This is a genomic window from Polaribacter sp. (assembly GCF_039939415.1).
GTDB lineage: Bacteria > Bacteroidota > Bacteroidia > Flavobacteriales > Flavobacteriaceae > Polaribacter.
In genome coordinates this window covers 36540-63447 of sequence record NZ_JBDVJE010000006.1, presented here as the reverse complement: position 1 = coordinate 63447, position 26908 = coordinate 36540, and the positions used below count along the sequence as shown (strand labels likewise).

At 27.8% G+C, this 26908-nt stretch carries 22 protein-coding genes; 10 read left to right on the top strand and 12 right to left on the bottom strand.

Translation table 11 applies throughout. The features are described 5' to 3' along the window. Positions 1-2 precede the first annotated feature (2 nt). Both ABJG40_RS00685 and miaB read right to left on the bottom strand, forming a co-directional pair. Entirely contained in the window at positions 3-344 is a 342-nt protein-coding gene (locus tag ABJG40_RS00685; protein ID WP_348022650.1) for a hypothetical protein, read from the bottom strand. 129 nt (positions 345-473) lie between these two features. Next, positions 474-1931, bottom strand: a complete 1458-nt coding sequence (miaB, locus tag ABJG40_RS00680) for a tRNA (N6-isopentenyl adenosine(37)-C2)-methylthiotransferase MiaB (protein ID WP_348022649.1) — start codon at positions 1929-1931, stop codon at positions 474-476. A 200-nt stretch (positions 1932-2131) separates the two neighbouring features. On the opposite strand from miaB, the gene topA reads away from it, so the two are divergent. The 7 genes from topA (at position 2132) to ABJG40_RS00645 (ending at position 11661) form a co-directional block, all read left to right on the top strand. After that, positions 2132-4630 carry a type I DNA topoisomerase gene (gene topA / locus ABJG40_RS00675; RefSeq protein WP_348022648.1) on the top strand — a complete coding sequence of 833 codons (2499 nt, stop codon included), beginning with the start codon at positions 2132-2134 and terminating at the stop codon, positions 4628-4630. A 38-nt stretch (positions 4631-4668) separates the two neighbouring features. Next, the gene (locus ABJG40_RS00670) at positions 4669-5829 is read left to right on the top strand and encodes a formimidoylglutamase (RefSeq protein WP_348022692.1); all 1161 of its coding nucleotides are present in this window, start codon (positions 4669-4671) and stop codon (positions 5827-5829) included. A gap of 106 nt (positions 5830-5935) precedes the next feature. Next, positions 5936-7309 carry a gliding motility lipoprotein GldK gene (gldK, locus tag ABJG40_RS00665; protein ID WP_348022647.1) on the top strand — a complete coding sequence of 458 codons (1374 nt, stop codon included), beginning with the start codon at positions 5936-5938 and terminating at the stop codon, positions 7307-7309. A 25-nt stretch (positions 7310-7334) separates the two neighbouring features. Then, positions 7335-7973: a gliding motility protein GldL gene (gene gldL / locus ABJG40_RS00660; RefSeq protein WP_348022646.1), complete on the top strand. Its 639-nt coding sequence runs from the start codon at positions 7335-7337 to the stop codon at positions 7971-7973. A 44-nt stretch (positions 7974-8017) separates the two neighbouring features. After that, on the top strand, positions 8018-9544 hold the full coding sequence (gene gldM, locus ABJG40_RS00655; protein ID WP_348022645.1) for a gliding motility protein GldM: 1527 nt from the start codon (positions 8018-8020) through the stop codon (positions 9542-9544). A 16-nt stretch (positions 9545-9560) separates the two neighbouring features. Next, positions 9561-10415: a gliding motility protein GldN gene (gene gldN, locus ABJG40_RS00650; RefSeq protein WP_348022644.1), complete on the top strand. Its 855-nt coding sequence runs from the start codon at positions 9561-9563 to the stop codon at positions 10413-10415. Between the two features lie 208 nt (positions 10416-10623). Continuing rightward, positions 10624-11661, top strand: a complete 1038-nt coding sequence (locus ABJG40_RS00645; protein ID WP_348022643.1) for an FAD-binding oxidoreductase — start codon at positions 10624-10626, stop codon at positions 11659-11661. A gap of 334 nt (positions 11662-11995) precedes the next feature. On the opposite strand, the gene ABJG40_RS00640 is transcribed toward ABJG40_RS00645, so the two are convergent. The 3 genes from ABJG40_RS00640 to ABJG40_RS00630 form a co-directional block, all read right to left on the bottom strand. Next, on the bottom strand, positions 11996-12625 hold the full coding sequence (locus ABJG40_RS00640; RefSeq protein ID WP_348022642.1) for a response regulator transcription factor: 630 nt from the start codon (positions 12623-12625) through the stop codon (positions 11996-11998). Next, entirely contained in the window at positions 12622-14637 is a 2016-nt protein-coding gene (locus ABJG40_RS00635) for a sensor histidine kinase (protein WP_348022641.1), read from the bottom strand. Before ABJG40_RS00635 ends, ABJG40_RS00640 begins: the two co-directional genes overlap by 4 nt. Positions 14638-14767: 130 nt before the next feature. Then, on the bottom strand, positions 14768-15142 hold the full coding sequence (locus ABJG40_RS00630) for a DUF983 domain-containing protein (RefSeq protein ID WP_348022640.1): 375 nt from the start codon (positions 15140-15142) through the stop codon (positions 14768-14770). Between the two features lie 75 nt (positions 15143-15217). Here ABJG40_RS00630 and ABJG40_RS00625 point away from each other — a divergent pair, with 75 nt between their 5' ends. From ABJG40_RS00625 to ABJG40_RS00615, 3 genes are all read left to right on the top strand, one after another. Then, positions 15218-17134 carry an ABC-F family ATP-binding cassette domain-containing protein gene (locus ABJG40_RS00625; protein WP_348022639.1) on the top strand — a complete coding sequence of 639 codons (1917 nt, stop codon included), beginning with the start codon at positions 15218-15220 and terminating at the stop codon, positions 17132-17134. Positions 17135-17490: 356 nt separating this feature from the next. Beyond that, positions 17491-18450 (top strand): pyridoxal-phosphate dependent enzyme, encoded by a 960-nt coding sequence (locus tag ABJG40_RS00620; protein WP_348022638.1) that lies wholly within the window; start codon positions 17491-17493, stop codon positions 18448-18450. After that, positions 18447-19289 carry a glucosaminidase domain-containing protein gene (locus tag ABJG40_RS00615; protein ID WP_348022637.1) on the top strand — a complete coding sequence of 281 codons (843 nt, stop codon included), beginning with the start codon at positions 18447-18449 and terminating at the stop codon, positions 19287-19289. Before ABJG40_RS00620 ends, ABJG40_RS00615 begins: the two co-directional genes overlap by 4 nt. Here the strand turns inward: ABJG40_RS00615 and ABJG40_RS00610 are convergent. From ABJG40_RS00610 to ABJG40_RS00580, 7 genes are all read right to left on the bottom strand, one after another. Further along, positions 19286-20098, bottom strand: coding sequence for an HAD family hydrolase (locus ABJG40_RS00610; RefSeq protein WP_348022636.1), 813 nt, complete (start codon positions 20096-20098; stop codon positions 19286-19288). The genes ABJG40_RS00615 and ABJG40_RS00610 overlap by 4 nt on opposite strands. A 23-nt stretch (positions 20099-20121) precedes the next feature. Beyond that, entirely contained in the window at positions 20122-21150 is a 1029-nt protein-coding gene (locus ABJG40_RS00605) for a LacI family DNA-binding transcriptional regulator (protein WP_348022635.1), read from the bottom strand. Positions 21151-21215: 65 nt separating this feature from the next. Continuing rightward, a complete protein-coding gene (locus ABJG40_RS00600; protein WP_348022634.1) occupies positions 21216-22568 on the bottom strand; it encodes a mannosyltransferase in 1353 nt (450 codons plus the stop codon). Continuing rightward, entirely contained in the window at positions 22568-24058 is a 1491-nt protein-coding gene (locus tag ABJG40_RS00595) for a cellulose synthase family protein (protein WP_348022633.1), read from the bottom strand. The genes ABJG40_RS00600 and ABJG40_RS00595 overlap by 1 nt, the downstream gene beginning before the upstream one ends. After that, positions 24058-24753 carry a glycosyltransferase family 2 protein gene (locus ABJG40_RS00590; RefSeq protein ID WP_348022632.1) on the bottom strand — a complete coding sequence of 232 codons (696 nt, stop codon included), beginning with the start codon at positions 24751-24753 and terminating at the stop codon, positions 24058-24060. The genes ABJG40_RS00595 and ABJG40_RS00590 overlap by 1 nt, the downstream gene beginning before the upstream one ends. After that, a complete protein-coding gene (locus tag ABJG40_RS00585) occupies positions 24750-25211 on the bottom strand; it encodes a hypothetical protein (protein WP_348022631.1) in 462 nt (153 codons plus the stop codon). The genes ABJG40_RS00590 and ABJG40_RS00585 overlap by 4 nt, the downstream gene beginning before the upstream one ends. 64 nt (positions 25212-25275) lie before the next feature. Further along, a complete protein-coding gene (locus ABJG40_RS00580) occupies positions 25276-26898 on the bottom strand; it encodes a 4Fe-4S binding protein (RefSeq protein WP_348022630.1) in 1623 nt (540 codons plus the stop codon). Between the last annotated feature and the right edge of the window lie 10 nt (positions 26899-26908).

Sequence of the window (26908 nt, the reverse complement as noted above, 5' to 3'; positions counted from 1 at the left end):
TTTTATTTCTCTAAATATTCAGAAACTCCTTTTTCTTTATTACCATTTAACCATTGCCAGTTTAATTTTAAAAGAATTTTATTTTCTTTTGTTAAACTTATTTTTGCAATTGATTTTCCTGCTTTTAATTCGTTTTCAGAGGTAACGCATTGATATAGAGCCTGTAATTTGTCATTATCAAGAGTTGTAATTATTTTTCCATATTTAATAGTGCCTCCAGAATAATCTGCAGTTACTATGTTGTCTTTTTGTTGATATTTAAAAACGGTATCAGTATTTACTTTTCCATAAACAGAGTTTTCTAGTAAATAGAAAGTTTTGTTATGAAAATTAAATTGAGTCATTTTTAATTGATTTTAGAAAAGTAATTTGCTTTGCTAGTGTTTAATTTATTTAAATATGTTTAGCCCTGATTGAAACGACATCCTTTTTCTTTTTCAGAAAAAGATATAGTGTAAAGCAGTAAATGGCTTCTAATTATTGTCTGAATAACCAACTGCAGTACCTTTTAAGGTTGCAGAGGTACAATCTTCTATTTTTACATTAACAAAATCACCTAATTTGTAATGTTCTTTCGGAAAAACAATAACTGTGTTTTGTGTGTTTCTTCCTTTCCATTCATTAGGGTTTTTCTTAGAAGTTCCTTCAATTAAAACTTCTTCTGTTTTGCCTAAATGTTGTTGTGTTCTGTATAAGGCGTGTTTTTGTTGTAAATCTATAACTTCTTGTAATCTTCGTTTTTTTACTTCGTGAGGAGTATCATCTTCCATTTTTTTACCCGCTAAAGTTCCTGGCCTTTCTGAATAAGCAAACATAAAACCAAAGTCATATTTTACATATTCCATTAACTCTAAAGTGTCTTTATGGTCTTGTTCTGTTTCTCCACAGAAACCAACAATCATATCTTGACTTAAAGCCATTTCTGGAATGATTTTAAAAATATTATCTACCAATTCCATGTATTCTTCACGTGTGTGCTGTCTGTTCATGGCTTTTAACATTGCATTGCTCCCGCTCTGAACAGGTAAGTGGATGTATTTGCAAATGTTTCTGTGTTTTGCCATAGTATAAATTACATCTAAACTCATGTCTTGAGGGTTAGAAGTAGAAAATCGAAAACGTGTTTTTGGGAATTCTTTAGCACACATATCTAAAAGTTGAGAAAAATCTACGGCAGTTGCTTGTGCCATTTCTGTAGCCTTTTTAAAATCTTTTTTTAATCCACCACCAAACCATAAAAAACTATCTACATTTTGACCTAAAAGTGTAATTTCTTTAAAGCCTTTATCTACCATAGATTGAATTTCTTCTAAAATACTTTTTGGATCACGACTTCTTTCTCGTCCACGTGTAAAAGGAACCACACAGAATGTGCACATATTGTCACAACCTCTAGTAATAGAAACAAATGCAGATACTCCATTAGAATTTAAACGAACAGGAGAAATATCACCATAAGTTTCTTCTTTAGATAAAATTACGTTTACAGCATCTCTACCTTCATATACTTCTTCTAATAAATTTGGTAAATCTTTATATGCATCTGGACCAACAACTAAATCAACAATTTTTTCTTCTTCTAAAAATTTTTCTTTTAAACGTTCTGCCATACAGCCTAAAACGCCTACTTTCATTTTCTTGTTAGATTCTCTTTTAACTCTATTGTATTTCTGTAATCTTTTACGAACAGTAGTTTCTGCTTTTTCTCTAATAGAACATGTGTTTACTAGCACTAAATCTGCTTCTTCAAGAATTTGAGTTGTATTGTAACCTTGCTTGTCTAATATAGAAGCTACAATTTCACTATCATTCATATTCATTTGACAACCAAAGCTTTCAATGAATAGTTTTTTAGAGTTTTCTTTCTTGTTTTCAGTTACAAGTGCTTTACCTTGTATTTTTTCGTCTATGATTTTATCTACGTGTTCCATCTATCAATTTATCATTTGGAGGGAGCAAAGATACAACCAAAAACTAAAAAATATGACAAATTGGCAGAAAATATAATGTTGTAATTCTATTAATTATTTATTGAAAAGTTAATAAAAAATTTTTTTTTACAAAAAACTGACTACTTTTGCAAACGAAAAGAGTGCGTTTTTAAAGCGTTTTAGCGACAAAAGAAAGATAAATGGCAAAGAATTTAGTAATTGTAGAGTCTCCAGCAAAAGCAAAAACTATAGAAAAATTTCTTGGAAAAGATTTTCAAGTTGAATCTAGTTATGGACATATTGCAGACTTACCCTCAAAAGAATTAGGAATAAATGTAGAAGGAGATTTTAGTCCAAAGTATATAATTTCTGATGATAAAAAACCAGTTGTTAAAAAGCTAAAAACTTTAGCGAAAAAAGCAGAAACAGTTTGGTTAGCAAGTGATGAGGATCGTGAAGGAGAGGCAATTGCATGGCATTTAAAAGAGCAGTTAAACTTAATTGATGAAAATACAAAACGTATTGTTTTTCATGAAATTACTAAAAAAGCTATTTTAAAAGCAGTCGAAAATCCTAGAGATATAGACTATAATATGGTAAATGCACAACAAGCACGTAGAGTTTTAGACAGGCTTGTTGGTTATGAATTATCACCGGTTTTATGGAGAAAAGTAAAAGGAGGTTTATCTGCAGGAAGAGTACAATCTGTTGCTGTTAGATTAATTGTTGAAAGAGAAAGAAGTATTTTAGGTTTTAAAGCAGAAACACATTACAAAGTTGTTGCAGAATTTTCTAATATTGAAGGAAAATCTTTTAAAGCTACTATTCCTAAGAATTTTGATTCTAAAAAATCTGCGGAAGATTTTTTAAATTCATGTGCTAACGCAGATTTTTCTATTGCAGAGTTAACAAAAAAACCAGCAAAAAAATCACCAGCAGCACCATTTACAACTTCAACTTTACAACAAGAAGCATCAAGGAAATTAGGTTTTCCTGTTGCTAAAACAATGCAGGTTGCACAACGTTTGTATGAGGCTGGTTTAATTACTTACATGAGAACAGATAGTGTAAACTTATCTGTAGATGCAAGAAATGCTGCAGAAGAAGAAATAACAAATTATTACGGAAAAGAATACAGTAAACAACGTGTTTTTAAATCGAAAGCAAAAGGAGCGCAAGAAGCTCACGAAGCCATTAGACCAACAAACATGAAAGCACATTCTATTGATACAGAATATGATCAAAATAGATTGTACGATTTAATTTGGAAAAGAACATTGGCTTCTCAGATGAGTGATGCTCAGTTAGAAAGAACTAATTTTAAAATAGAAAATTCTAAAAATTCTAAAATTTTTACTGCAAATGGTGAAATGATAAAGTTTGATGGTTTTTTAAAAGTGTATTTAGAAGGAAATGATAACGAAGATGAAGAGCAAGCAGGAATGTTACCGCATTTAAAAGTAGGTGAACATTTAGAGTATTCTTTCATTAATGCAACCCAAAAATTTACAAGTCCACCTTATCGTTTTACAGAAGCATCTTTGGTTAAACAATTAGAAGAATTAGGTATTGGTAGACCTTCTACTTATGCACCAACAATTTCTACTGTACAAAGAAGAGGTTATGTAGAAAAAGGACAAAATGAAGGTATAGAAAGAAACTACGAACAAATGATTTTATCTGCTGGAGCTGTTAAAAGTCAAACTTTAACAGAAAAAACAGGTTCAGATAAAAATAAATTAATTCCTACAGATATTGGTAATATTGTAAACGATTTTTTAGTTGCTAATTTTTCTAATATTCTAGATTTTGGTTTTACAGCCAAAGTAGAATCTTCTTTCGATGATATTTCACAAGGAGATGAAGATTGGATAGAAATGATAAAAGGTTTCTACAATAAATTTCATGATACTGTAGAAGATGTAAAAGAAAATGCAGAAAGAGAAAGTGGAGAACGTATTTTAGGAAAACATCCAGAATCTGGTAAAACAGTTTTAGTGCGTTTGGGTAAATTTGGGCCCATTGCACAAATTGGAGCGCCAGAAGATGAAGAAAAGCAATTTGCTAGTTTAAATAAAGACCAGCACTTAGGTACAATTACAATGGAAGAAGCATTAGAATTGTTTTTGCTACCTAAAACTTTAGGAACTTTTCAAGGCGAAGAGGTAATTGTTTCTAATGGGCGTTTTGGACCTTATATTCGTTTTGGAACTATGTTTGTGTCTTTAGATAAAGGAGAAAACCCTATGGAAGTAGATTTGCCTAGAGCAGAAGAATTAATAGTTGCAAAACAAAAAGCAGATGCACCAATTTATCATTATGAAGACTTGCCTGTACAAAAAGGAGTTGGGCGTTTTGGACCATTTATAAAATGGAATTCTATGTTTATTAATGTAAATAAGAAATACGATTTTGATAACCTTTCTGACGACGATATTATAGAGTTAATTGAAGTTAAAAAGCAGAAAGAAATAGATAAAGTTATTCATAATTGGGAAGATGTTGGTATTCGTGTAGAAAAAGCAAGATGGGGTAGATTTAATGTTTTAAAAGGAAAAATTAAGATAGAATTACCAAAGACTACTGCTATAGAAAAACTGACTAAGGCAGAGGCTGTTAAAATGATTGAAGCCAAAACACCAAAGAAAAAAGCAACAAAGAGAAAAACTACAATTAAAAAAACAACGAAAAAGAAGTAGGGATTTGTTATATTGCATACCTAGTTTATAAAAAATTGATGAATCAAGACTTTTTAACCCCTATAAAAGAATCGGTTGTAACACATTTGTTATTGCAACCAAATTTATGCTTGGGTAAAACTTTTAGTATTTATACAAAAGAAGAAGGTTTTCCAGATTTAGAGAATGTTCAAATTGCAATTTTAGGAGTTCAAGAAGATAGAAATTCCGAAAACAATTTAGGGTGTGGAGAAAACTTACATTTTATCCGAAGAAAGTTATATGAATTATTTCCTGGAAATTGGAATACTCAAATTGCTGATTTAGGAAATGTGTTAAAAGGAAATACTGTTTCAGATACTTATTTTGCTGTTTCAGAAATAATTACATCTTTACTTAAAAAAAACATTATTCCAGTTGTTATTGGTGGAGGTCAAGACATAACCTATGTAAATTACAGAGCTTATGATTCTTTAGAACAAACTGTTAATATAGCAGCCGTAGATAGTCGTTTTGATTTAGGTAATTTAGATGATGAGTTGTCTTCTAAATCCTATTTAAGTAAAATAATTATGCAAGAACCCAACAACTTGTTTAATTATAGCAATGTTGGTTATCAAACATACTTTAACTCTCAAGAAGAAATAGAATTATTAGATAATTTATTTTTTGATGCTCATAGATTGGGTAAAGCAAAACAACTAGAAAATATAGAGCCTGTATTTAGAAATGCAGATATTGTTTCTATAGATTTAGGATCTGTAAGACAAAGTGAAGCGCCTGCAAATAATAACGCATCACCAAATGGATTTTATGGAGAAGAAATTTGTGCCATTTCTAGATATGCAGGTTTAAGTGATAAAGTATCTTCTTTTGGGGTTTATGAATACAATTCTAAGCTAGATAATAATCATCAAACAGCTCATTTAATTGCACAGATGATTTGGTATTTTATTGAAGGAGTTAATTTTAGAGTAAAAGACTATCCTTTTTCAGGAAAAGAAAATTATCAAAAATTTACAGTCTTATTAGAAGATGATGATCCTCTAACATTTTATAAAAGTAATAAGTCTGGAAGATGGTGGATTGAGATAAAAATTTTATCAGATAATAAATACAAAAGACATGCGTTAATACCATGTACATATCAAGACTATATTGAAGCTACAAAGCAAATAATACCAGAAAAGTGGTATAAGGCTATGAGTAAATTGGTGTAATTAATATAATATTAGAATAATAGAACGTTAAAATGCAATTTGAGTATTGTTTTTTAGCAAAAAAAATAATAGGTTTACGGACTTTTTAGTAAAGATATTTTAGAATATGAAGAAAGCAGCAATATTTGCACTTTTAATAGCAGTTTTATACAGTTGTGGCTCTAATGATAGAGGAGAACTAGTTGGGGTAAAGTCTAAGAAAAAATGGTTTTCAGAAAAACCATTTGGTACAACTTTAATTCCTGGCGGTTCTTTTACAATGGGTAAACAAGACCAAGATATTATTGGGACTATGAATGCCCCTACAAAAACAGTAACGGTAAGGCCATATTATATGGACGAAACCGAAGTTACTAATAATGAATACAAAGCCTTTGTAAATTGGGTAAAAGATTCTATTGTAAGAACTAGATTGGGTTACCAACAAGAGTTTGCAGCTATGATTGCAACACCAAACCCTGATGGAACACCACTTTCTGGTGGTATTCATGATTATGCATTTGCAGTTGCAGATACAACAGAGGCTACAGCATATCAAAAATATATGTATGAAAATTATTGGAGTTTAGGGGATGGAATTGATTCTATAAAACCTTTAAACAAAGAAAATGATATTATTTGGAACAGAGATGAATACCCTGATGTAGATTACGTAGAAGTGATGGATTCTTTATACGTACCTAGAGAAGAAGCTATAGATGGTGTAAGAACTTTTAATGTTAAATTCTTAAAATATAGATATTCTTGGTTTGATAGAGATAATGCAGCTAGAAAAGGAGGAAATAGAAAAGATTTTGTTAAAACAGAAGTTTTAAATATTTACCCAGATACAACAGTTTGGGTTAAGGATTTTAATTATTCATATAATGATCCAATGCATCAAGATTATTTTTACCACCAATCTTATGGAGATTATCCTGTTGTTGGAGTAACTTGGGGGCAAGCAAACGCTTTTTGTAATTGGAGAACTAAAATTAAGAATGATTATTTAAAAAGTAAGAAAAACGCAACTTCTGTTCCTGATTTTAGATTACCAACAGAAGCAGAATGGGAATATGCAGCACGTGGAGGGTTAGAATTTGCGACGTATCCTTGGGGTACAGGAAGTACAACAAGTGATAGAGGTTGTTTTTTAGCAAACTTTAAACCTGTTAGAGGTAATTACGCTGTTGATGGAGCGCTTTATACAATGGAAGCGAAATCTTTTAATGCAAATGATTACGGTTTGTACAATATGGCTGGAAATGTATCAGAATGGACGAATTCGGCTTACAACTCTTCTTCATATCAAATGGCTTCTACTATGAATCCAAATGTAGAGGATAGAAAAAATAAAAGAAAAATTATACGAGGAGGTTCTTGGAAAGATGTAGCATACTTTTTAGAAGTTAGTTCTAGAGATTATGAGTACGCAGATACTGCAAGAAGTTACATTGGTTTTAGAACCGTTCAAAATTATATAGGTACAACTAACAAATAATAAAAAAATTAAAATAAGAAAAACCATGGCACAATCAAGAACTTATAAGAAGACAATGAATTTCTTCTACGGAATGGGAGCAGCAGTAGTAATTATTGGAGCACTATTCAAAATACAACACATTACAATTGGCCCATTAACAGGAGGGTTAATGTTAACTGTAGGGTTGTTAGTAGAAGCTTTTATTTTTGCAATTTCTGCCTTTGATACACCAGAAGATGATTTTGATTGGTCTAAAGTATACCCAGAATTAGGTGAAGATGGCATCATTGCAGAAAAAGAAGAAGAAATAGGTGCGCAAGGTTTGTTATCTCAAAAATTAGACAACTTATTACAAGAAGCAAATATTGATGCTACCTTAATGAAAAGTCTAGGTAATAGTATGAAAAACTTTCAAGGAGCTGCAGAAGGTTTATCTGCAGCATCAGAATCTGTTTCTTCTACAAATAAATATAATGAGCAAGTTTCTATGGCGGCAGCTCAAATGGAAACTTTAAATAATTTGTATAAAGTGCAAGTAGAAAATACAACTAAGCAATCAGAATTAAATGGAGCTGTAGTTGAGAACACAGAAAAACTAAAAGAACAAATGGAATCTTTAGCAAAAAACTTATCTTCTTTAAACGGAGTTTATGGAGGTATGCTTTCTGCAATGTCTAAATAATAATTAGTTAAACTATATGAATATTAATTTAAAAACTAATTAGAATGGCAGGAGGAAAAATGTCCGCAAGACAGAAAATGATAAACTTAATGTATTTAGTGTTTATTGCTATGTTAGCATTAAATATGAGTAAAGAAGTTTTATCTGCGTTTGGTTTTATGAATGAAAAGTTAACAGAAAACAACATTTCAACAACAGCAAAAAATAATGAAGCTTATGCTAATTTAGCGACTAAAGCTTCTGAACAAGCTGAAAAATTTGGAGAATTAAATAAACAAGCTATACAAATAAAAGGTTTTTCTTCAAATTTTTACTCATATTTAGATGCCTTAAAAGGAAAAATGACTGCTGATATCGATGATAAGCAAGATTATGAAGCAATGGATAAAACTGCTTTTTTAGATGAATATTTCTTTAAAGGTGATAAATATACTGCTGAAGGTCAGGAGTTTTTAGATAAGATTAATAATTATAGAACTAATGTACTTTCTGTCTTAGGAAGTGGTAATAAATTTATCTCAGTTATAGAAAAGCGTTTCTCTACAAATGCAGAAACTGATACAGATGGTAATACTATAGAATGGTTAGATTATCGTTACAAAGGATTTCCTTTAGTGGCTTCTTTAACAAATTTAACACAAATGCAAGCTGATATTAAAAATACAGAAGCAGATATTGTTGCAGATTTATTAGGAGGTAAATTAGAAGAAGCTTTATCATTAGATAACTATAAAGGAATTGTATCTTTAGAAAAGAATGCCTATTTCGCAGGAGAAAAAGTTACAGGTAAAATAGTATTAGGACGCTATGATGCTACAATGGTACCAGATAACGTTGTTTTAAATGGTAGAGATTATAAGAATATTCAATCAGGGCAAGTAATTATTGATATGCCTGCTGGTAATGTAGGTAATCATGATATAAAAGGAACAATATCTTTTACCCAAAATGGTGAGGTAGTCCCTGTTCCTTTTGAAAGTTCTTATTCTGTAATACCAGAACCAAGTACAGCTGTAGTTTCTGCAGACAAAATGAATGTAGTTTATAGAGGTTTAGATAACCCTATTTCTGTTTCATTGCCAGGTGTGAGTTCTAATAATTTAAAAGTTTCTGCTACTGGTGGTAAATTATCAAAAAAAGGTAAGGGTTTTGTTATAAGACCTGCAGCAGGTAATGTTGCAACTATAAATGTTAGTGCAAAATTAAGTAGTGGAAAAACTGTAAATTCTAAGGCAACATTTAGAATTAAAGATATTCCTGCAGCTATGGGATCTGTAAGAGGTCAATATGGTACAGTAAGAATGCCAAAATCAGGGCTATCTAATGCGCCAATTGCAGCAGGTTTACCAGATTTTGAATTCGATTTAAGTATTAAAGTAAAAAGTTTTAAAATTAAAGTACCAGGACAATTAACTATTTTAGTAAACGGAAGTACATTAAGTGCTGCAGCTAAACAGAAATTGTCGAAAGCTAAAAGAGGAGATATTATTAACATTTATGGTATTAAGGCTACTGCAAATGGATATAATCTTAAAAAGGTATTACCAGTTAATATAGAATTAACAAACTAGAAGAAAAAACGTAATTATGTTTAAAAATTGTTTAATATTATTTTTCGCTTTGATGCTAAGTGCTTCAATTAATGCGCAAGCAGGTTTATTGAACGCAAAAGATCCTTCTCAAATAGGAAAGAAAAGCAAACAACAACTTGCAGCAGATAATGATGGCCCTATTCCTTACGGATATATAGATGATAGAGATGTTTTATGGTCTAAAGTTGTTTGGGAATTTATAGATTTAAATCAAAAAATAAATTTACCATATTATTTCCCTATTGATACAACCAATATTTCTAATGATAGAAGATCGTTGTTCGATACTTTAATTAAAGGAATTAAACAAGGTAAAATAAAAGAAGCATATTCAGATTCTTTTTTTACATCTAAAATCACTCAAAACGAAATAGAATCTAGACTAACTAGTATTAGAGAGTCTAATGGATATACAGATACTGTAAGACTTCAAACACAAGATGTAGAAGGTTACATGATTAAAGGAATGTGGTATTTTGATAAACGTCAAGGAGAATTAAAATACAGATTATTGGCTTTAGCACCAATGGGAAAAGATGTACAAACAATAGGAGTTCAAGATATTGAAGATGAAAATTTATATGAATTATTTTGGATTTTCTTTCCATCTGCAAGAGATGTTTTATACGATGCAAAAGTGTTTAATCCAAAAAATGTAGCACATCCAATTTCTTTTGATCACTTGTTAAATGCAAGAAGGTTTAGCAGTACAATTGTTAGAGAAGAAAATATTTATGGTAATAGAGCTATTGCAGATTATGTAAGAGGTAATTCTTTATTTCAATTATTAGAAGCCAACAAGATTAAAGAAAGCATTAGAAACAGAGAAATGGATATGTGGAATTACTAATTCTAATAACACAAAAAATATTAAAAAACGTTCCTAAATATTGGAACGTTTTTTTTTTTTTGAAGCTATTTCCTGCTTTCACTACTCGCTTTTTTTATCCTAAAAAGGAATAAAAAAGAGCTCAAACAAACCGTTCAATCAGGGCTAGACATATCTAAAAAAAATAATAAAATTAAAAACTAATAGCAAATTAACTTATTTTTATCACATGAAAGTAGATTACATAATTGTAGGTTTAGGTTTAGCTGGTTTAGCTTTTGTAGAAGAGTTAATAGAAGCAAAAAAAACATTTATGGTTTTTGAAGATGATTCTCAAACATCATCTTTAGTTGCTGGTGGAGTTTATAACCCTGTTATTTTAAAAAGATTTACACCAGTTTGGAACGCAAAAGAACAATTAGAAATAGCATTACCTTTTTATCAAAAATTAGAAAAAAAGTTAAATATTAAAATAGATGAGAAGTTTGTAATCAAAAAAGCTTTTAAATCTATTGAAGATCAAAACAATTGGTTTTCAGCTTTAGACAAACCTAAATTAGTTGATTATTTAGAACCTAAATTAGATACTAAAAATTACAAAGGTGTTATTGCAGAATTTAGTTTTGGAAATGTAAAAGAAACAGGTAGAATTGATACAAAAAGGTTAGTAGAATCTTATAGAGAATATCTTAAAGAACGAGATTTAATCAGATTTAAAAAATTTGAATATCAAGCATTAAATATAGATAAAGAATTATTAGAATACAAAGATATAAATGCTTCTAAAATAGTTTTTTGTGAAGGCTATGGAATTAAAAAAAATCCATTTTTTAATTACCTACCATTAAATGAGGCAAAAGGAGAATTGCTTACTATTCACGCTCCAGAATTAAATATTGATTTTTTATTAAAGTCAACACTTTTTGTACTTCCTTTAGGAGATGATTTGTATAAAGTGGGTGCAACTTTTAATTGGACAGACAAAACTTCTAATCCATCTGAAGAAGGTAAACAAGAATTGATAGAAAAATTAAAAAAAGTAATAAATGTACCTTATACTATTGTTAATCAAACAGCAGGAATAAGACCTACAGTTTCTGGTAGAAGACCTTTGGTTGGAACACATCCTAAGTTTAAGCAATTAATTGTTTTAAACGGTTTAGGAACTCGTGGAGTAATGATTGCACCAACTGTAGCAAAAAAATTATTTCATTATTTAGAAAATGGCCAAATTTTAGATAATGATATAAATATTACAAGGTTTTAAGTAAAAAGCAACCTTTTAAAAATAAAAGATTGCTTTTTGGGGGGATACAACTCATCATAAAAATGAGTATTCTTCTAACAAACTATCAATTAATTTTAGTCTGTTATAATTATTAGATAGACAGGGACTAATTTGTGCTTGCAATAAATTTTTTTAATTGTTCTGTATAATTTTCCTGTTCACTATTATCTATATAATTCCCAATTTCAAATGATTTTTTTTTACTAAAAAAAAGTTTTATTATTTTAATCATAATTAAGGTGTTTTATATATACAACAAAGTAATAAATTTTTTAGCTAAAAGTATTGGGTGTTAATACCCAAACTTATTATATTAATTAAAAAGATGTTTGTTTTTCTGAACCCATCTTACCAAAGAGCCTGTTTGCTGGTCTAAATTTAACTTCATAATGGTTTTACTTCTGTGTTTTTCTACAGTTCTTGGAGATATAAATAGTAGGTGACCAATTTCTTTATTTGTTTTGTGTTGCGAAATTAATTTTAAAATTCTTCTTTCTGTAAGAGTTAATTCTTTTAAAACAGTATTATCTTCATTAGTAAAACCCATATAGTTTTTTACTTGTTTGCTAAAATAAGGGACTCCTTTTTTTACAGAATTAATACAGGTTTCAATTTCTTCTAAAGCAAATTCTTTAAGTAAATAACCATAAATATTTAGTTTTTTAGATTTTAAATATAAGCTTACTTCTTTATGAAGCGTTATAATTATAATTTTAGTTAGTAAATTTCTTCTTTTACATTCTTGAGCAATTTCTATACCAGTTAATGATGGCATTTCAACATCTAAAATAGCAATGTCTGGTTTATTTTTTAGTATAAAATTAAGAGCAGAACGCCCGTCAGTGGCCTCTCCAATAACATACATTTTTTTTTCAATTAAAAGGTCTTTTAACCCTTTTATTAATAAAGGGTGATCGTCTGCAATAAAAATAGTTGTTTTCATTTTAGAGGTAATAGTATGTTAATATTAGTGCCAGTATTTTTAGAAGATCTAATTTTTATCGTTCCTTTTAAAAATTTAACTCTTTCATTAATTGTTTTTAACCCTAATGATTCGTTGTCGTTATATTTTTCTTCAAAATTAAATCCAATTCCATTATCAATTATTGTAATGTTAATATAATTTTTTAATTGTATTAACTTTACTTTTCCAGAATTTGCTTTAGCATGTTTTACAATGTTAGAAAGGCACTCTTGTATTATTCTGTAAATATTTAATTCTTTTTCTTTACTTAATAAATTGTCTATATCTTTAATTTCACCAAAAAGATATGTATCACTGTTTTTGTCAATTTCATGTATTAAATTATTAATTGCAGTAGAAATTCCAATAGTGTTTAATTGAAACGGATGTAAATTTTTAGAAATATTTCTAATTTCTTCTATAGCTCCGTTTAATAACTTTTCTGTTTGAAAATCTTTTTTTAATGAAATTTTATTTTTTATTAAAAGCAAACTATAACCTAAACTGTCATGTAAATCTTTAGAGATTCTTTTTCTTTCAATTTCTTGATATTGTAATAATTGTTGTAAGTATTTTTCTTGGATTTCTTTTTTTTTTATTAAATATATTCGTTTATTCTGCAAATAAAAAATTATAAAAAACAAAAAACTTCCTATGCTTAAATAAATAATTAAATCTTTTGTTTTTTTATTTTTTTTAGCTAAAACATTTATTGATTTTCTTTGTGAAACAATTTTTTTTTCTTTTTTTTCTGCATCAAGTATCGCTTTATAAAAGTTTAATGCACTAACCTTACTTTTGTTTGTAATAGAATCTTTTGCTTTAACATATAAACTGTAATGATGAAGAGCATTATTACTTTTATTTTGTATTAAATAAATTTCATATAATAATTTGTTAAGCTCTTTAAAGGAGTTTAAATCTCCATTTTCTTTAAATTTTACAATTGTTTTTTTACCTAATTCTAAAGCCTCATCATATTTTTTAATTTTAAATAAAAATTCACTTTTAGTTTTATTATAAAAATTTAAACTATAGTTATTCTTTGGCATTAAATAGCATTCTTTTTTAGCCAAATCAAGATATTTTTTGGCTTTATCTAAGCTATCATTTTCTATATAATATTGTGCAATTGCAACTTGATAGTATGGTAAATAGCCATCATTATCATTTCTGTTTTCTTTTGTTTTTAAAGCTTTAAAAAGATTTTTTTTATAGGCTACTTTATTGTTAATTTTTTTATAATTGAGAGCTAAATTATAATAGTTAGAAGTAAGTCCAGTTGTGTAATTTTTAGTTGTTTTATCTTTTATAATTTTTAAAAGACTTTTTATAGCTTTATCATAAAACCCCATTTTTGTATATATTTTTGAAATGGCAGTTTTAGTAAAAAAAATATATTCTATGTCTTTAAGTTTTTGGTAGTATTTAAGAGCTATTTCGTAATCGTTAATAGATTTAATAAACTCACCAATATTTGCATACGTTTGCCCTCTAAAAAAATAAGCATCTGCTTTATGTAATAAATCTTTTTTTTTGTCAGTATAATTGTTAATAGAAAAAGTATAATTTTTAATAGCTTCTTTAAAATTGTTTTTTGAATAGAAGTTTTCTGCTTTTTTTAAATAAATACCACCTAATAAATAAGAGTCTTTGATTTTATCAGAATATTTTTCAATTTTAAAAAGTAATTGTTCTGCTTTTTTGGGCTGATTAAATTGAAAACTAATTTTATTATATGATTTTAAAACAGATAAAATCGCACTTTCGTATTTTTTTAGGTCTATAGCTAAATCAACGTAGTTTTCAATATTTTGTATGTAGTTTTCTAAATCTTTTTTATGGTTATTAATTAGTACACTGTCTAAATAATTTAGTTTTAAAATTTTAATTGATGCTGTGTCTTTTTTTTTTATAAATATTCTATGATCTATTGGTAAAATATTTTGTGTAAAAAAAAACATAAATAAAAATACTTTTACATGTTTCATTTTTTGGGGGAATTAAACACAAATATTGGTAAAATTAGGTTTTAATAGGTTAGTATTAATACCCAAATAACTTATATTAATTATCTAATGTAGAAATAAATTTATTAGAAATATAGTTTTATAAAGTTTTTTATTTTTTAGAATGATAAGAAACAAACATATTTATCCAAAGAATTCTAGATAAGCGCATGTTAAAAGGAGCTAAGATTAAGAGAGCAATAATAATGGCTATAAAAGATTGTAAAAGAGTTAAATTGAAAATTAATTTAGTAATTATAAATGTTGCTATAGAAAGAGCTACAGTTATTCCATAATTTACATACATTGCTCCATAAAAAAAGGAAGGTTCCATCATGTATTTTAAATTACATTTTGGGCAATTGTCATACAATTTGGTAACTTTACTTGGGTTAAAAGTTAATTTATATTTAAAAAAATCGCCTTCATGACATCTAGGGCATTTAGCATTTGCAATACTGTATAACTTGCTTCCTTTTTTAAACATAATAAGATATAAATTTGTATACTTTTGCAAATATAAAGTTTTCAACTTTTTTTTAAGTAACAATTATTACATTACATGTTAAACGTACACAACTTAACAGTTTCTTTTATGGGAACTGATTTATTTTCAGGAATCACTTTTAAACTAAATAAAGGAGATAGAATTGGTCTTATAGGTAAAAATGGTGCAGGAAAATCTACACTTTTAAAAGTACTCTCTAAAGATATAGAAAGTAGTGGTACAATGGCTTTTGATAAAGATGTACAAATAGGTTTTTTAAGACAAGATATAGATTTTGTAGAAGGAAGAACTATTTTAGAAGAAGCGTATCAAGCATTTGAAGAAATTAAATCAATTGAGTTAAAGCTAGATGAAATTAATGAACAGTTAGCCACTAGAACCGATTACGAAAGTGAAGCTTATACTAATTTAATTCATGATTTAACAGATAATACAGAACGTTATGAGTTACTTGGTGGTTATAATTATCAAGGAGATACAGAGAAAATTTTACAAGGTTTAGGTTTTCAGCGTGATGATTTTGATAAATTAACAGACACTTTTTCTGGTGGATGGAGAATGCGTATAGAATTGGCAAAATTGCTTTTGCAGAATAATGATATTTTACTCTTAGATGAGCCAACGAATCACTTAGATATAGAATCTATTATTTGGTTAGAAAACTTTTTAAAATCATATTCAGGAGCTATTGTTTTAGTTTCTCACGATAAAATGTTTTTAGACAATGTAACAAATAGAACTATAGAAATTTCTTTAGGTCAGATTTACGATTATAAAAAACCTTATACTGAGTTTTTAAAATTACGTGGAGAGATAAAAGAAAAACAATTACAAGCACAGAAAAATCAAGAAAAAGAAATAAAACAAAAACAGCATTTAATTAACAAATTTAAAGCCAAAGCAAGTAAAGCTTCTATGGCGCAATCTTTAATGAAACAGCTAGATAAAGTTGAGTTAATTGAAGTAGATCAAGATGATAATGCTGCAATGAATGTGCGTTTTGCAATTTCTAAAGAACCAGGAAAAATTATTGTTGAAGCAGAAGGTTTGAGCAAAAGTTATGGAGATAAACACGTTTTAGAAAACGTAGATTTATTAATTGAAAGAAATAGCAAAATTGCTTTTGTAGGCCAAAACGGTCAAGGAAAATCTACTTTAGCAAAAATGATGGTTGGCGAAATTCCTTTTGAAGGAAATTTAAAACTTGGTCATAATGTAGAAGTAGGTTATTTTGCACAAAACCAATCAGAACATTTACCACCAGAAAAAACAGTTTTAGAAATAATGGAAGATGCTGCAACAGATGGTAACAGAATGCGTGTTAGAGATATGTTGGGTTCTTTCTTATTTGGAGGAGATGCAGTAGATAAAAAAGCAAAAGTACTTTCTGGAGGAGAAAGAAATCGTTTAGCACTTTGTAAGTTATTATTACAGCCATTTAATGTGTTAATAATGGATGAGCCAACAAACCATTTAGATATTGCTTCTAAGAATGTTTTAAAAGAAGCTTTAAAACAATTTAATGGAACCTTAATTTTAGTGTCTCATGATAGAGATTTTTTACAAGGATTAACAGGTACAGTTTATGGTTTTAAAGATAAAGTGATAAAAGAATATTTAGGCGATATTGATTATTTCTTAGAACAACATAAAATTGAAAACCTTAGAGAGGCAGAAAAAAGAACGGTTGTAAAAGTTGATAAAACTTCTGAGAAAAAAGAAGCCATTCAAATGTCTAGAGAACAAGAAAAACAATTGAAAAAGTTAAAAAACAAACTGTCTAATATTGAAACTCAAATTGCAGATTTAGAAAAAGAAATTGAAAAGATTGATTTAGAATTGGCAGAAAATTATGATGCAGTTTCTGCAAGACCAAATTTCTTTGAAAAATACAAAGCTAAAAAAGCGAACCTAGATACTTTAATGGAAGATTGGGAAAAAGTAGAAGATGAAGTATCTAATTTTAAATAAAAATTTAATGATAGTTTAAAAATAAAAGAAATTAAATATCGATTTTTATTTCTATATTTTTTTAAATTAATTTTATAATCTAATAACCACATTCATCTGCAAGTAAAGGACTCTTTTAAAAATATTTAACTTTTTATACCTAAGGCTTTTTACAATTTTATAGAGTTATAACTTTTAAATATTTTAGATTCAATTATTTATATTGTTATAAATAAAGTTATTTATAATTAAATTTTAAAATAATAGAATGAGGTTAAGCTTATTAGAGTTTTAGTGAAAATAGAATGTTAAACACAAACAAATTTTCTTGGATACAAACTATTAACTGTTATTTTTGCGTAACTAAAAATTAACTATTGAATACTTCAAACAATTCTTTTTTTGACAGCGAGATTGTCATTAAAAACCAACAAATTTCCCTTCCAATTTTAAAAGAAAAAAAGATTGAACTCTACATAAAAAGAGAAGATCTAATTCACCCACAAGTATCTGGAAATAAATTTAGAAAGTTAAAATATAATATTACTGAAGCTAAAAAATTAAAAAAGAAATCTATCTTAACTTTTGGGGGGGCTTTTTCTAACCATATTGCAGCAACAGCTGTTGCTGGTAAATTAGCAGGATTAAAAACTTTTGGAGTTATTAGGGGAGAAGAATTGGGTTTAAATTTTAAAAAAACATTTGAAGAAAATGCTACTTTAAGAGCAGCTCAAGAAAACGGAATGAAATTTCATTTTGTATCTAGAGAAATGTATAGACAAAAATCTTCTTTTGGTTTTATTGAAAAAATGAAAAATAAATGGGGAGATTTTTACCTAGTGCCAGAAGGAGGAACAAATTGTTTGGCAGTTGAAGGTTGTGAAGAAATCTTAACAGAAGAAGATGCTAAATTTGATTATGTATGTGCTGCAGTTGGTACAGGAGGTACAATATCTGGACTAATTAAATCGTTAAATAAAAATCAAAAAGTATTAGGGTTTCCTGCCTTAAAAGGGAGCTTTATATCCGAAGAGATAAGAAAATATACTATTAGAAAAGATAATTGGAAACTACAAAAGCAATATCATTTTGGAGGTTATGCTAAACATAGTGAAGAATTAATTACATTTATAAACGATTTTTCTGAAAAAACAGGAGTATTATTAGATCCTATTTATACAAGTAAAATGATGTTTGGTGTACTAGATTTAATAAAGAAAGACACTTTTACTGAAGGGACTAAAATATTAGCAATTCATACAGGTGGTTTGCAAGGAATAGAAGGTTTTAACCAAATGTTAGTAAAAAAAGATCAACAGATAATTAAAGGGATATGAAATTAAAGGTTGCATTGTATTGTGTTAGTTTGCTTGTATTAGTAAGTTGTGGTTCTAGTAAAAATACAATAAATAGAAAAAAGAATCCTGGAGTTGTTTTAAATGAAAAAAAACCAGTTAAACTACCTTCTGTAAATCAAAAAGAAATTACTAAAAAATTAGAAAAGAAAAACCCTAAATTAAGTAAACTCAAATTAGCTTATATTAGAAAATTTGCACCTATTGCTGTAAATGAAATGCATAAAAGTAAAATTCCTGCAAGTATTACATTAGCACAAGGAATTTTAGAATCGGGTAGTGGTAAAAGCGAATTAGCTTCTAAATCTAACAATCATTTTGGTATAAAATGCCATACGCAATGGAAAGGAGAACGTGTTTATCATGATGATGACGCACTAGGTGAGTGTTTTAGAAAGTATCAATATGTAGAAACTTCTTATAAAGATCACTCAGCATTTTTAACCCAAAGAAAAAGATATGCTTTCTTATTTAATTATAATTTAAGAGATTATAAAAAGTGGGCGAAAGGACTAAAAAAAGCAGGGTATGCAACCGATAAAAAGTATCCAAACAAATTGATTAAGATTATTGAAACTTATAAATTATACGAGTTTGATAAAATTAAAAAGAAAGATTTTAAAATAAATAAATCTTCTAAAAAAGTAGTAAAAAAAGAAGAAACTATTAAAAAATCTGTTGGCAAATATTATCAAGTAAAAAAAGGAGATACTTTGTACTCTATAGCTAAAAGGTTTAAAACTTCTGTTGCTAAGATTAAAGAAATTAATGGTTTAAAAAGTAACTCAATAGCAATAGACCAGCATTTACTTATAAATTAGATAAAATTTTTATTTACAAGTAATTCAAGTATTTTTTCTACTCCAAAATTATCATTACTTTCTGTTGTATAATTTGCAATTTCAATAATGTCTTTATGAGCATTTTGCATAGCAAAACTAAATGCTGCTTCTTTTAGCATTTCTATGTCATTATGATAATCTCCAAAAACAAGTGTTTCTTCTTTGCTGATGTTTAAAGTTTTTTGAATTTTTCTTAAAGCAAAACCTTTGTTAGCTTTTTCATCAGAAATATCTAACCAGTTTTTACCAGAAACTTTAATGAGCATTTTATCTTCAAATTCTTTAACGATAGGATAAATATATTTACTAGATGATTCTGAATGATAGATCGCTATTTTTAAAAACATTTCAGAATCTGCAACTTTAGTTAAATCATCTACAATTTTAAAGGCATTATAATATTCTTGAAAGAGAGTAATAAAATCTTGATTTTTAGATTCTATAAAAGCACCATTTTTGCCACATAAAACAATATGAGCATCTTTAATTGTTCTTAAAACAGGTATGATTGCTTTTATTTTTTTTGATGATATTGGTGTTTTTAGCAGTAGTTTATCTCTTTTTTTTGCAATTCCTCCATTTTCTGCAATTACAAAAATATCGTTTTTAATTGTGTCTAATTTGTTAACAATACTATTGTATTGCCTGCCACTAGCAGCACAAAAATAAATGTTTTGTTTTTTTAATTCTTTAAATAAATCAAAGAATTGCTTACTAACTTCTCCTTTAGAGTTAAGAAGTGTACCATCCATATCAGAAACTACTAGTTTTACTTTAGAGAGGTTCATAGTATCTAAATATGTTTTTGTGTTTATAAGATTTTTTTAGTTGAATTTCTCTCTACTAAATCTGTTTTAACAATAATACTTTCTGGTTTCTTTTTAATGTCAGATTTATCTTCTAGTCTGTTAATTAACATTTCTGCTGCAGTTGCCCCCATAATTTCTCCATGTTGGCTAACTGTTGTCATTCTTGGGCTAGAATGTCTAGCTAAAATTCCGTTAGAAAAAGAAATTACAGAAAAATTTTCTGGTACTTTATGCCCCTGTTTTATAGCTACTTTCATGGCTGCAATTGCAGAAGATTCGTCTGTAGCAATTACACTATCTATTGTGTTGTTTTTTAAAATAGGTTCTAAAATTTTTTCATAATTTTTATAATTATCATCAATGTTAATTATCAAGTTTTTTTCTGCTTTTAAATTATGATCTTCTAAACCTTTTAAGTAGCCTAATTGTCTTCTTCTTCCTATTTCTAGGCTATTCATAGTAGAAATAAAAGCAATGTTTTTATGACCAGATTTTACTAAATAACTAACAGTACTTCTAGCGCTATCAAAATTATCTGTAACCACTTTATCGCACTTAATACTATCTGCAACTCTATCAAACATTACAATTGGAGTTCCATTATCTATTACTTCTTGAAAATGTTTAAAGTCTCCTTTAGAAACGGTTTCTTCTGCCAATGATAATATAAAACCATCTATACTACCATTAGATAGCATTTCTATAGTTTCTACTTCTTTGTTAAAAGATTCGTTAGATATGCAAGAAATAATTTTATAACCTCTGTCATTGGCTACTTTTTCCATACCATTAAAAACTTGGGCAAAGAAATAGTTTAACATATTAGGAATAATAATTCCTAAAGTTTTAGTTTGTCTATTTTTTAAACTTAAAGCATTAAAGTTTGGTTTATAATTATTTTCTTTAGCGTACTTCTGAATCTTTTCTTTGGTACTTACGCTAATTTCATAGCTATCATTCAGCGCTTTAGATACAGTAGAAATAGAAACGCTAAATTCTTTTGCAATGTCTTTTATGGTAAGTCTTTTCATTTTAAATCAATATTAATGTCTAAAATACAAAAATACCTTAATTATAGACTTAAAAATTGATTATTTTACAATTTTATAATATTTGATTTCTTTTTAATTTCAAAGAAAAGAAAACTATAAACAAATAAATATTCTAAAGCAATAAACCATAAATTTTCTTTCCAAGGTGAATTTGCGTATGCTTGATAGCTGAAAATGATAACTATAGTCCAAATAATTGGAAAACGGTATTTAGTAAATATTGATAAAATTAATGGAGTTGCTAGATACCAAGGATGTACAGTTGTTGCTGTAAAATAGTAAAAACACAACCCAAATAGTAAAGCTGTAATTAATTGAATTGTGGTTTTGTTTTTTCTGAAAAAAGTTAATATAATTAAGAAAAGTATAGTTAAAACCGGAGTTATTTTACCAATAATTGCTATTTCATTCCAACCCCTAAATAGATAACCAATTTCTCTAAAAATAAAATAAAAACTAGCATTAAACTCAAAATTACGAAACCACAAACCAACAGAACTTGAATAATTGGTTAAGAATTCTGATGTATAAAAAGGAACAAACAAGAATAAAATTGTACTAAGAATAATAACATAAAATAAAATAATTTTTTTTATTCCGTAAAACCAATTTTGTTCTTTTTTTACAAACCATTGATAAAATAAAGGCAAGAATAATAAAGGGATTAATTTAACAGAAACAGAGCAAGCTAAAAGAATTGCAGACCAAATCCATTTTTGTTGATGCAGTTTGTATAAACTCCATACCAAGAAAAATAACATTACAGGCTCAAAATGTAAATTACCTGTCATTTCTATGATTATAAAAGGATTTAAAGCGTACCAAAAAATATTTTTTATAGGTAAGTTTAATTTTTCTAACAGTTTTTTTCCAAAGTATAAAATTCCTACATCTGCCAAAATTATTATAAATCTTAATACTACTATAGAACCAAAAATACTTTTGTTTGCAAAAAGTGCTGCTATTAAAAAACAAAGCTGATTTATAGGAGGGTAATTTGTGTAATGACTCCCATTCATTTCTCCCATTCCATTATATAGATTATTAGCATCTGTAATTGGAGCGTTTCCTTGTTGAATAAAGGTTTCAGGCAAAGATAAATATGGGTTGTAACCTTCAAAAATCATACGTCCATCCCAAATAAATCTATAAAAGTCTTGAGATAGATTAGGTATTGAAAAAAGAAAAATCAATCTAAAAAGAAGAACCAATCCAATAAGTGTAGAGGTTTTTAAAGATTTACTTTTTATTAAGAAATAAGAACATCCAAAAAGAGAAAACCACAAAAATAGTAGGCTGTAAAATTCTGTTCTTTTTAAAAAATAGGCAAAGAAAAAGTAGAGAATTACACTAATTGAAATTAGTAAAATATCTTTATATTTTTTTAAAATAAACACTAAGCTTTAGAAAATATTGATTTAAAAAACACATAACTAAAACCAACAAAAAGCATAAAATGAAAAGGGAATAAACCAAAATCACCTCCTTGCTTTCCAACAATAAATGCACTATACATGCCAAAGACAAAATACAAAGCTAGAAGTCCTTCTAAGACAACATGTATAGATGGTTTTTTCTTAATGTATTTATTGTTTTTCCAACCATCTTTTAGTGTGCCAATGTTAAACTTTGGAGTTCTAACAAATTCGCTTTTTTTACCTAAATGACCTTCTAAAACTGCTATTGTATTGTGTAAAGAAAAACCCATTGCAATAGAAAAAAACGTAAAAAAAGAACCTATATATTTAATAAATTTCACAAAACCTCCTCCATAAATGTTTTTAAACATATACCAATAACAGATAAAAAATATTAATGAGCTCATAACAAAAAAGCTCATAACATAAAAGTAATATTTTAAATGAGTATATTCATTTTTAATATACAGCATTGGTATGCTTAAAACTGCAACCAAAAAAATACAGGTAAACATAGAGCTATTTAAAAGGTGTAATAGACTGTGTATTTTTGTTTTTAGAGAAACTTTATTATTTGTAATAACATGTTTCATCATTTTCTGAAAATTTTCTGCACCACCTTTATTCCATCTAAATTGTTGCGATCTTGCAGCGCTAATTACAACAGGTAATTCAGCAGGAGTTTCTACATCTACTAAATATTTAAATTTCCAATCTTTTAACTGTGCTCTATAGCTTAAATCTAAATCTTCTGTAAGGGTGTCACCTTCCCAGTTTCCAGCATCATAAATACAGGCTTTTCTCCAAACACCAGCAGTACCATTAAAGTTGATGAAATGACCTTTACTGTTTCTACCAACTTGTTCTAATGTAAAATGTGCGTCTAAAGCAAATGCTTGTATTTTTGTTAGTGTAGAATAGTTTCTGTTAATATGTCCCCATCTTGTTTGTACAACACCAATTTTTGGGTTTTTAAAATAAGGTACAGTTTGGTATAACCAATCTGGTTTTGGTAAAAAATCTGCATCAAAAATGGCAATAAATTCACCTTTAGCAATTTCTAAACCTTCTTTTAAAGCACCTGCTTTAAAGCCTTTTCTGTTGGTTCTTCTTATGTGCTTAATATCTAATCCTAAAGTTTTAATTTCTTTAATCAGTTTTGCTGTAACGTCTACAGATTCATCTGTAGAATCATCTAAAACTTGAATTTCTAATTTTTTTCTTGGATAATCTATTTTAGCAATGTTTTTTAACAACCGTTCCATTACATACAGTTCATTATAAACGGGTAATTGAATAGTAACTAAAGGAATTTCTTCTAGATTTGAAAAATCATATTTTTCTGAATTATCTATTTTTTTACTTGCTTTTAAGTAATTAAAAAGTAAATTTAATTGAGCCAAAGCATACATAAAAATAAGTATTAATGCTATGGAATAAATGATAATTATAATGTATTCTAAGACCACTATTTAAAACTGTATTTAAAAATCCAACCTAATATTTTTATACCTGCAAATATACTCCCTTTTACGGTACCTGAAACTTTAGAAACACCAATTCTATTTCTATATTGCATAGGTACTTCTACATAAGAAAGTTTTTGTTTTAAGGCTTTTAATTGCATCTCTACAGTCCAACCATAGGTTTTATCTTCCATCTTTAGAGCTAAAAGTTTAGTGTATTTTATGGCTCTAAAAGGACCTAAGTCTGTAAATTTTGCTCCAAAAAATAATTTCATTAGAAATGTTGCCAACCAATTTCCAAAAATTTGTTGCGGAGTCATTGCTCCATTTTCTCTTAATTCTTTTACACGAGCACCAATAACTAAGTCAATATTATCATCTAAAATGGGCTGTATTAATTCTGTTAATTGCTCTGGATAGTCAGAGTAATCTCCGTCTAAAAAAACAACAATATCTGGTTTTATGGTTTGTTTAAAAATATAATTCATTCCTTTTAAACAAGCGTAACCATAGCCTTTTCTGTTTTCTGTTAAAACAGTTGCGCCAGCATTTACTGCATTAGTTTCTGTATTGTCTGTAGAGTTGTTACTAATTACAATAACTTCATCAACAATATTAGGAATATCGTTTATAACATTTGTTATAGAGTCTTGCTCATTATAAGCAGGTATTATAACTTTTATAATAGGTTTTGTCATCTTAAATCATTGAGACTATTATCATTTTTAAAGGATGAAAAGTCTGTCCATTCTTTTATTTTTTTACCTTCATTAAATTTAGACGCCTTTATTAATTTTCTATTATTGTAAATTAAGCAGTATCCATTTTTTTTGTTATTCTTTAATTGACATTTATGGTTGATATAACCTTTTTCATTATAAAATAACCACCAATTATTTTTGGTTCCATTCTTAAAATGTCCTTCTTTTTCTTTGGAAGCATCTTTTGTGTAAAAATACCAATAATTCGTTTCTAAATTATCTAAAAAATGCCCTTCTTTTTTTACAGTTCCGTTTTTGTAATAAAATTTCCAAAAAGCTGTTTTTTTATTATTTAATACCCAACCTTCTTCTTTTAATTGTCCGTTTTTAAAATATTCTTTGTGGTATTTTTTTTGAGAGAAAATTTTTATAGAAGAACATATAATAATTGCCAATGTAAAACTACAACAAAGTCTTAAATTCTTAAAAAATGTATTTAAAAAACTAAAAAATTTCAACTTATTTTTTGTTTATTAGATCCATTAAATCTACATCATTTCCTAACAAAATTTCTGTTGGATTTATTCTTCCATCTTCTGGTCCGTTTTCTAATTTTAAAACACCTCTTGGGCAAACAGCAGAACAAATACCACAGCCTACACAACTAGATCTTATTATGTTTTCTCCTTTTTGAGCATAAGATCTCACATCAATTCCTTGCTCACAATAAGTAGAACAATTTCCACAAGAAATACATTGCCCACCATTGGTAGTAATTCTAAATCTAGATTTAAAACGTTGAACTAAACCTAGGTAGGCTGCTAACGGACATCCAAATCTACACCAAACTCTGTTTCCAAAGATGGGATAAAACCCAGTACCTATAACACCCGCAAACCACGCTCCAATTAAGAAGCTATATGTGTCTTTAATCCATTGAGATTTAATGCCAATAAAAGAATCTGTGCCAGAGAAATAACAATAAAGTGTTACTAATGTCATCACTAAAGAAAAAACTAAAACACTATGTATTAACCACCTTTCTAGTTTCCATGCATTTAAACTTTTATTGGAATGCTGTCTGTAAGGATCTCCTAGAGTTTCTGCTAATCCTCCACAGCCACAAACCCAAGAACAGTACCATCTTTTTCCGAAAAAATATACCATTACAGGAACAATAAAAAGTGTTAGTACAACACCCCAAACAAGAATAAAAATACCAATACCTCCACTGTTTTTTAAACTTTCTAAATTCCATTCAAAGAAAAAATCATAATCTAAAGGAAAAGCATTTTTAAAATCATATCCAGGCATATTTAAGCTGGTCATAATTTCTGGAATTAAAAAAGCAAATACAATTTGAAAAAATAATACAGATGTAGTTCTTACAATTTGATATTTATTGTGTCTGTATTTAATATACATTCTAGTTGCCATAACCAACATAATTGTACAGTATAAAAACCCATACACAAACCATTGAGAAGCATCTCCACCATTTAAAAAGTTACTAATAGGGTCTAAAATATATGTCCAATTAACAACATAATCTGGCATAAAATACAATACTAAGTAAAAACTAACTAAATAAATAAGTACTAACCAAGCAATCCAACCTCTATTGGTTGCTGTTTCTAGATAAACTCCATCATTTTTAATACCTGGTTTTCCTAATAAAATTAAGTTTGGAAGAATAAATAACAAAGCACCAATAATTCCCAATCCAAATGTTAAGAGCCATAGTAAACCAGCATTATTTTTAATGAAACCTTTACCAGATTTTTTTGCCAATTCATAACTTAATGTATGTGGTTTTCCATAGATTTTGTATTGATATTGTGCTCCTTTTTTATCCCAGTTTTTTTCTGAATCGTATTTTGTAATCAGTTTATCATAATGGTTGTTAGATATTTTAAAAGCGTCTCTAACTCCTTTAGAAAACTCAAATATATTTAAGTCTTTATTTGTAACAATAGCTTTTATGAGTTGTGTTTTTATCACTTCACTTTTATATCCTTTTTCTTTAATATAAGAATCTAATTCAGATTCTGATAAACTAAAAGTTCCTGTAAAAATACTTCCTGTAAATATGGCTAATCCTATTAAAAAGATTACTAAACCTGTATGTTTTATGGTTTTCAAATTGTGTATT

Excerpts from the sequence above, each read along its gene's own strand:
- ABJG40_RS00610 (WP_348022636.1), bottom strand. The coding sequence starts at position 20,098 with ATGAACCTCTCTAAAGTAAAACTAGTAGTTTCTGATATGGATGGTACA.
- ABJG40_RS00645 (WP_348022643.1), top strand. The coding sequence starts at position 10,624 with ATGAAAGTAGATTACATAATTGTAGGTTTAGGTTTAGCTGGTTTAGCT.
- ABJG40_RS00630 (WP_348022640.1), bottom strand. The coding sequence starts at position 15,142 with ATGTTTAAAAAAGGAAGCAAGTTATACAGTATTGCAAATGCTAAATGC.
- gldN (WP_348022644.1), top strand. The coding sequence starts at position 9,561 with ATGTTTAAAAATTGTTTAATATTATTTTTCGCTTTGATGCTAAGTGCT.
- ABJG40_RS00635 (WP_348022641.1), bottom strand. The coding sequence starts at position 14,637 with ATGAAACATGTAAAAGTATTTTTATTTATGTTTTTTTTTACACAAAAT.
- ABJG40_RS00670 (WP_348022692.1), top strand. The coding sequence starts at position 4,669 with ATGAATCAAGACTTTTTAACCCCTATAAAAGAATCGGTTGTAACACAT.
- gldL (WP_348022646.1), top strand. The coding sequence starts at position 7,335 with ATGGCACAATCAAGAACTTATAAGAAGACAATGAATTTCTTCTACGGA.
- gldM (WP_348022645.1), top strand. The coding sequence starts at position 8,018 with ATGGCAGGAGGAAAAATGTCCGCAAGACAGAAAATGATAAACTTAATG.
- ABJG40_RS00590 (WP_348022632.1), bottom strand. The coding sequence starts at position 24,753 with ATGACAAAACCTATTATAAAAGTTATAATACCTGCTTATAATGAGCAA.
- miaB (WP_348022649.1), bottom strand. The coding sequence starts at position 1,931 with ATGGAACACGTAGATAAAATCATAGACGAAAAAATACAAGGTAAAGCA.
- topA (WP_348022648.1), top strand. The coding sequence starts at position 2,132 with ATGGCAAAGAATTTAGTAATTGTAGAGTCTCCAGCAAAAGCAAAAACT.
- ABJG40_RS00685 (WP_348022650.1), bottom strand. The coding sequence starts at position 344 with ATGACTCAATTTAATTTTCATAACAAAACTTTCTATTTACTAGAAAAC.
- gldK (WP_348022647.1), top strand. The coding sequence starts at position 5,936 with ATGAAGAAAGCAGCAATATTTGCACTTTTAATAGCAGTTTTATACAGT.
- ABJG40_RS00625 (WP_348022639.1), top strand. The coding sequence starts at position 15,218 with ATGTTAAACGTACACAACTTAACAGTTTCTTTTATGGGAACTGATTTA.
- ABJG40_RS00640 (WP_348022642.1), bottom strand. The coding sequence starts at position 12,625 with ATGAAAACAACTATTTTTATTGCAGACGATCACCCTTTATTAATAAAA.
- ABJG40_RS00615 (WP_348022637.1), top strand. The coding sequence starts at position 18,447 with ATGAAATTAAAGGTTGCATTGTATTGTGTTAGTTTGCTTGTATTAGTA.
- ABJG40_RS00605 (WP_348022635.1), bottom strand. The coding sequence starts at position 21,150 with ATGAAAAGACTTACCATAAAAGACATTGCAAAAGAATTTAGCGTTTCT.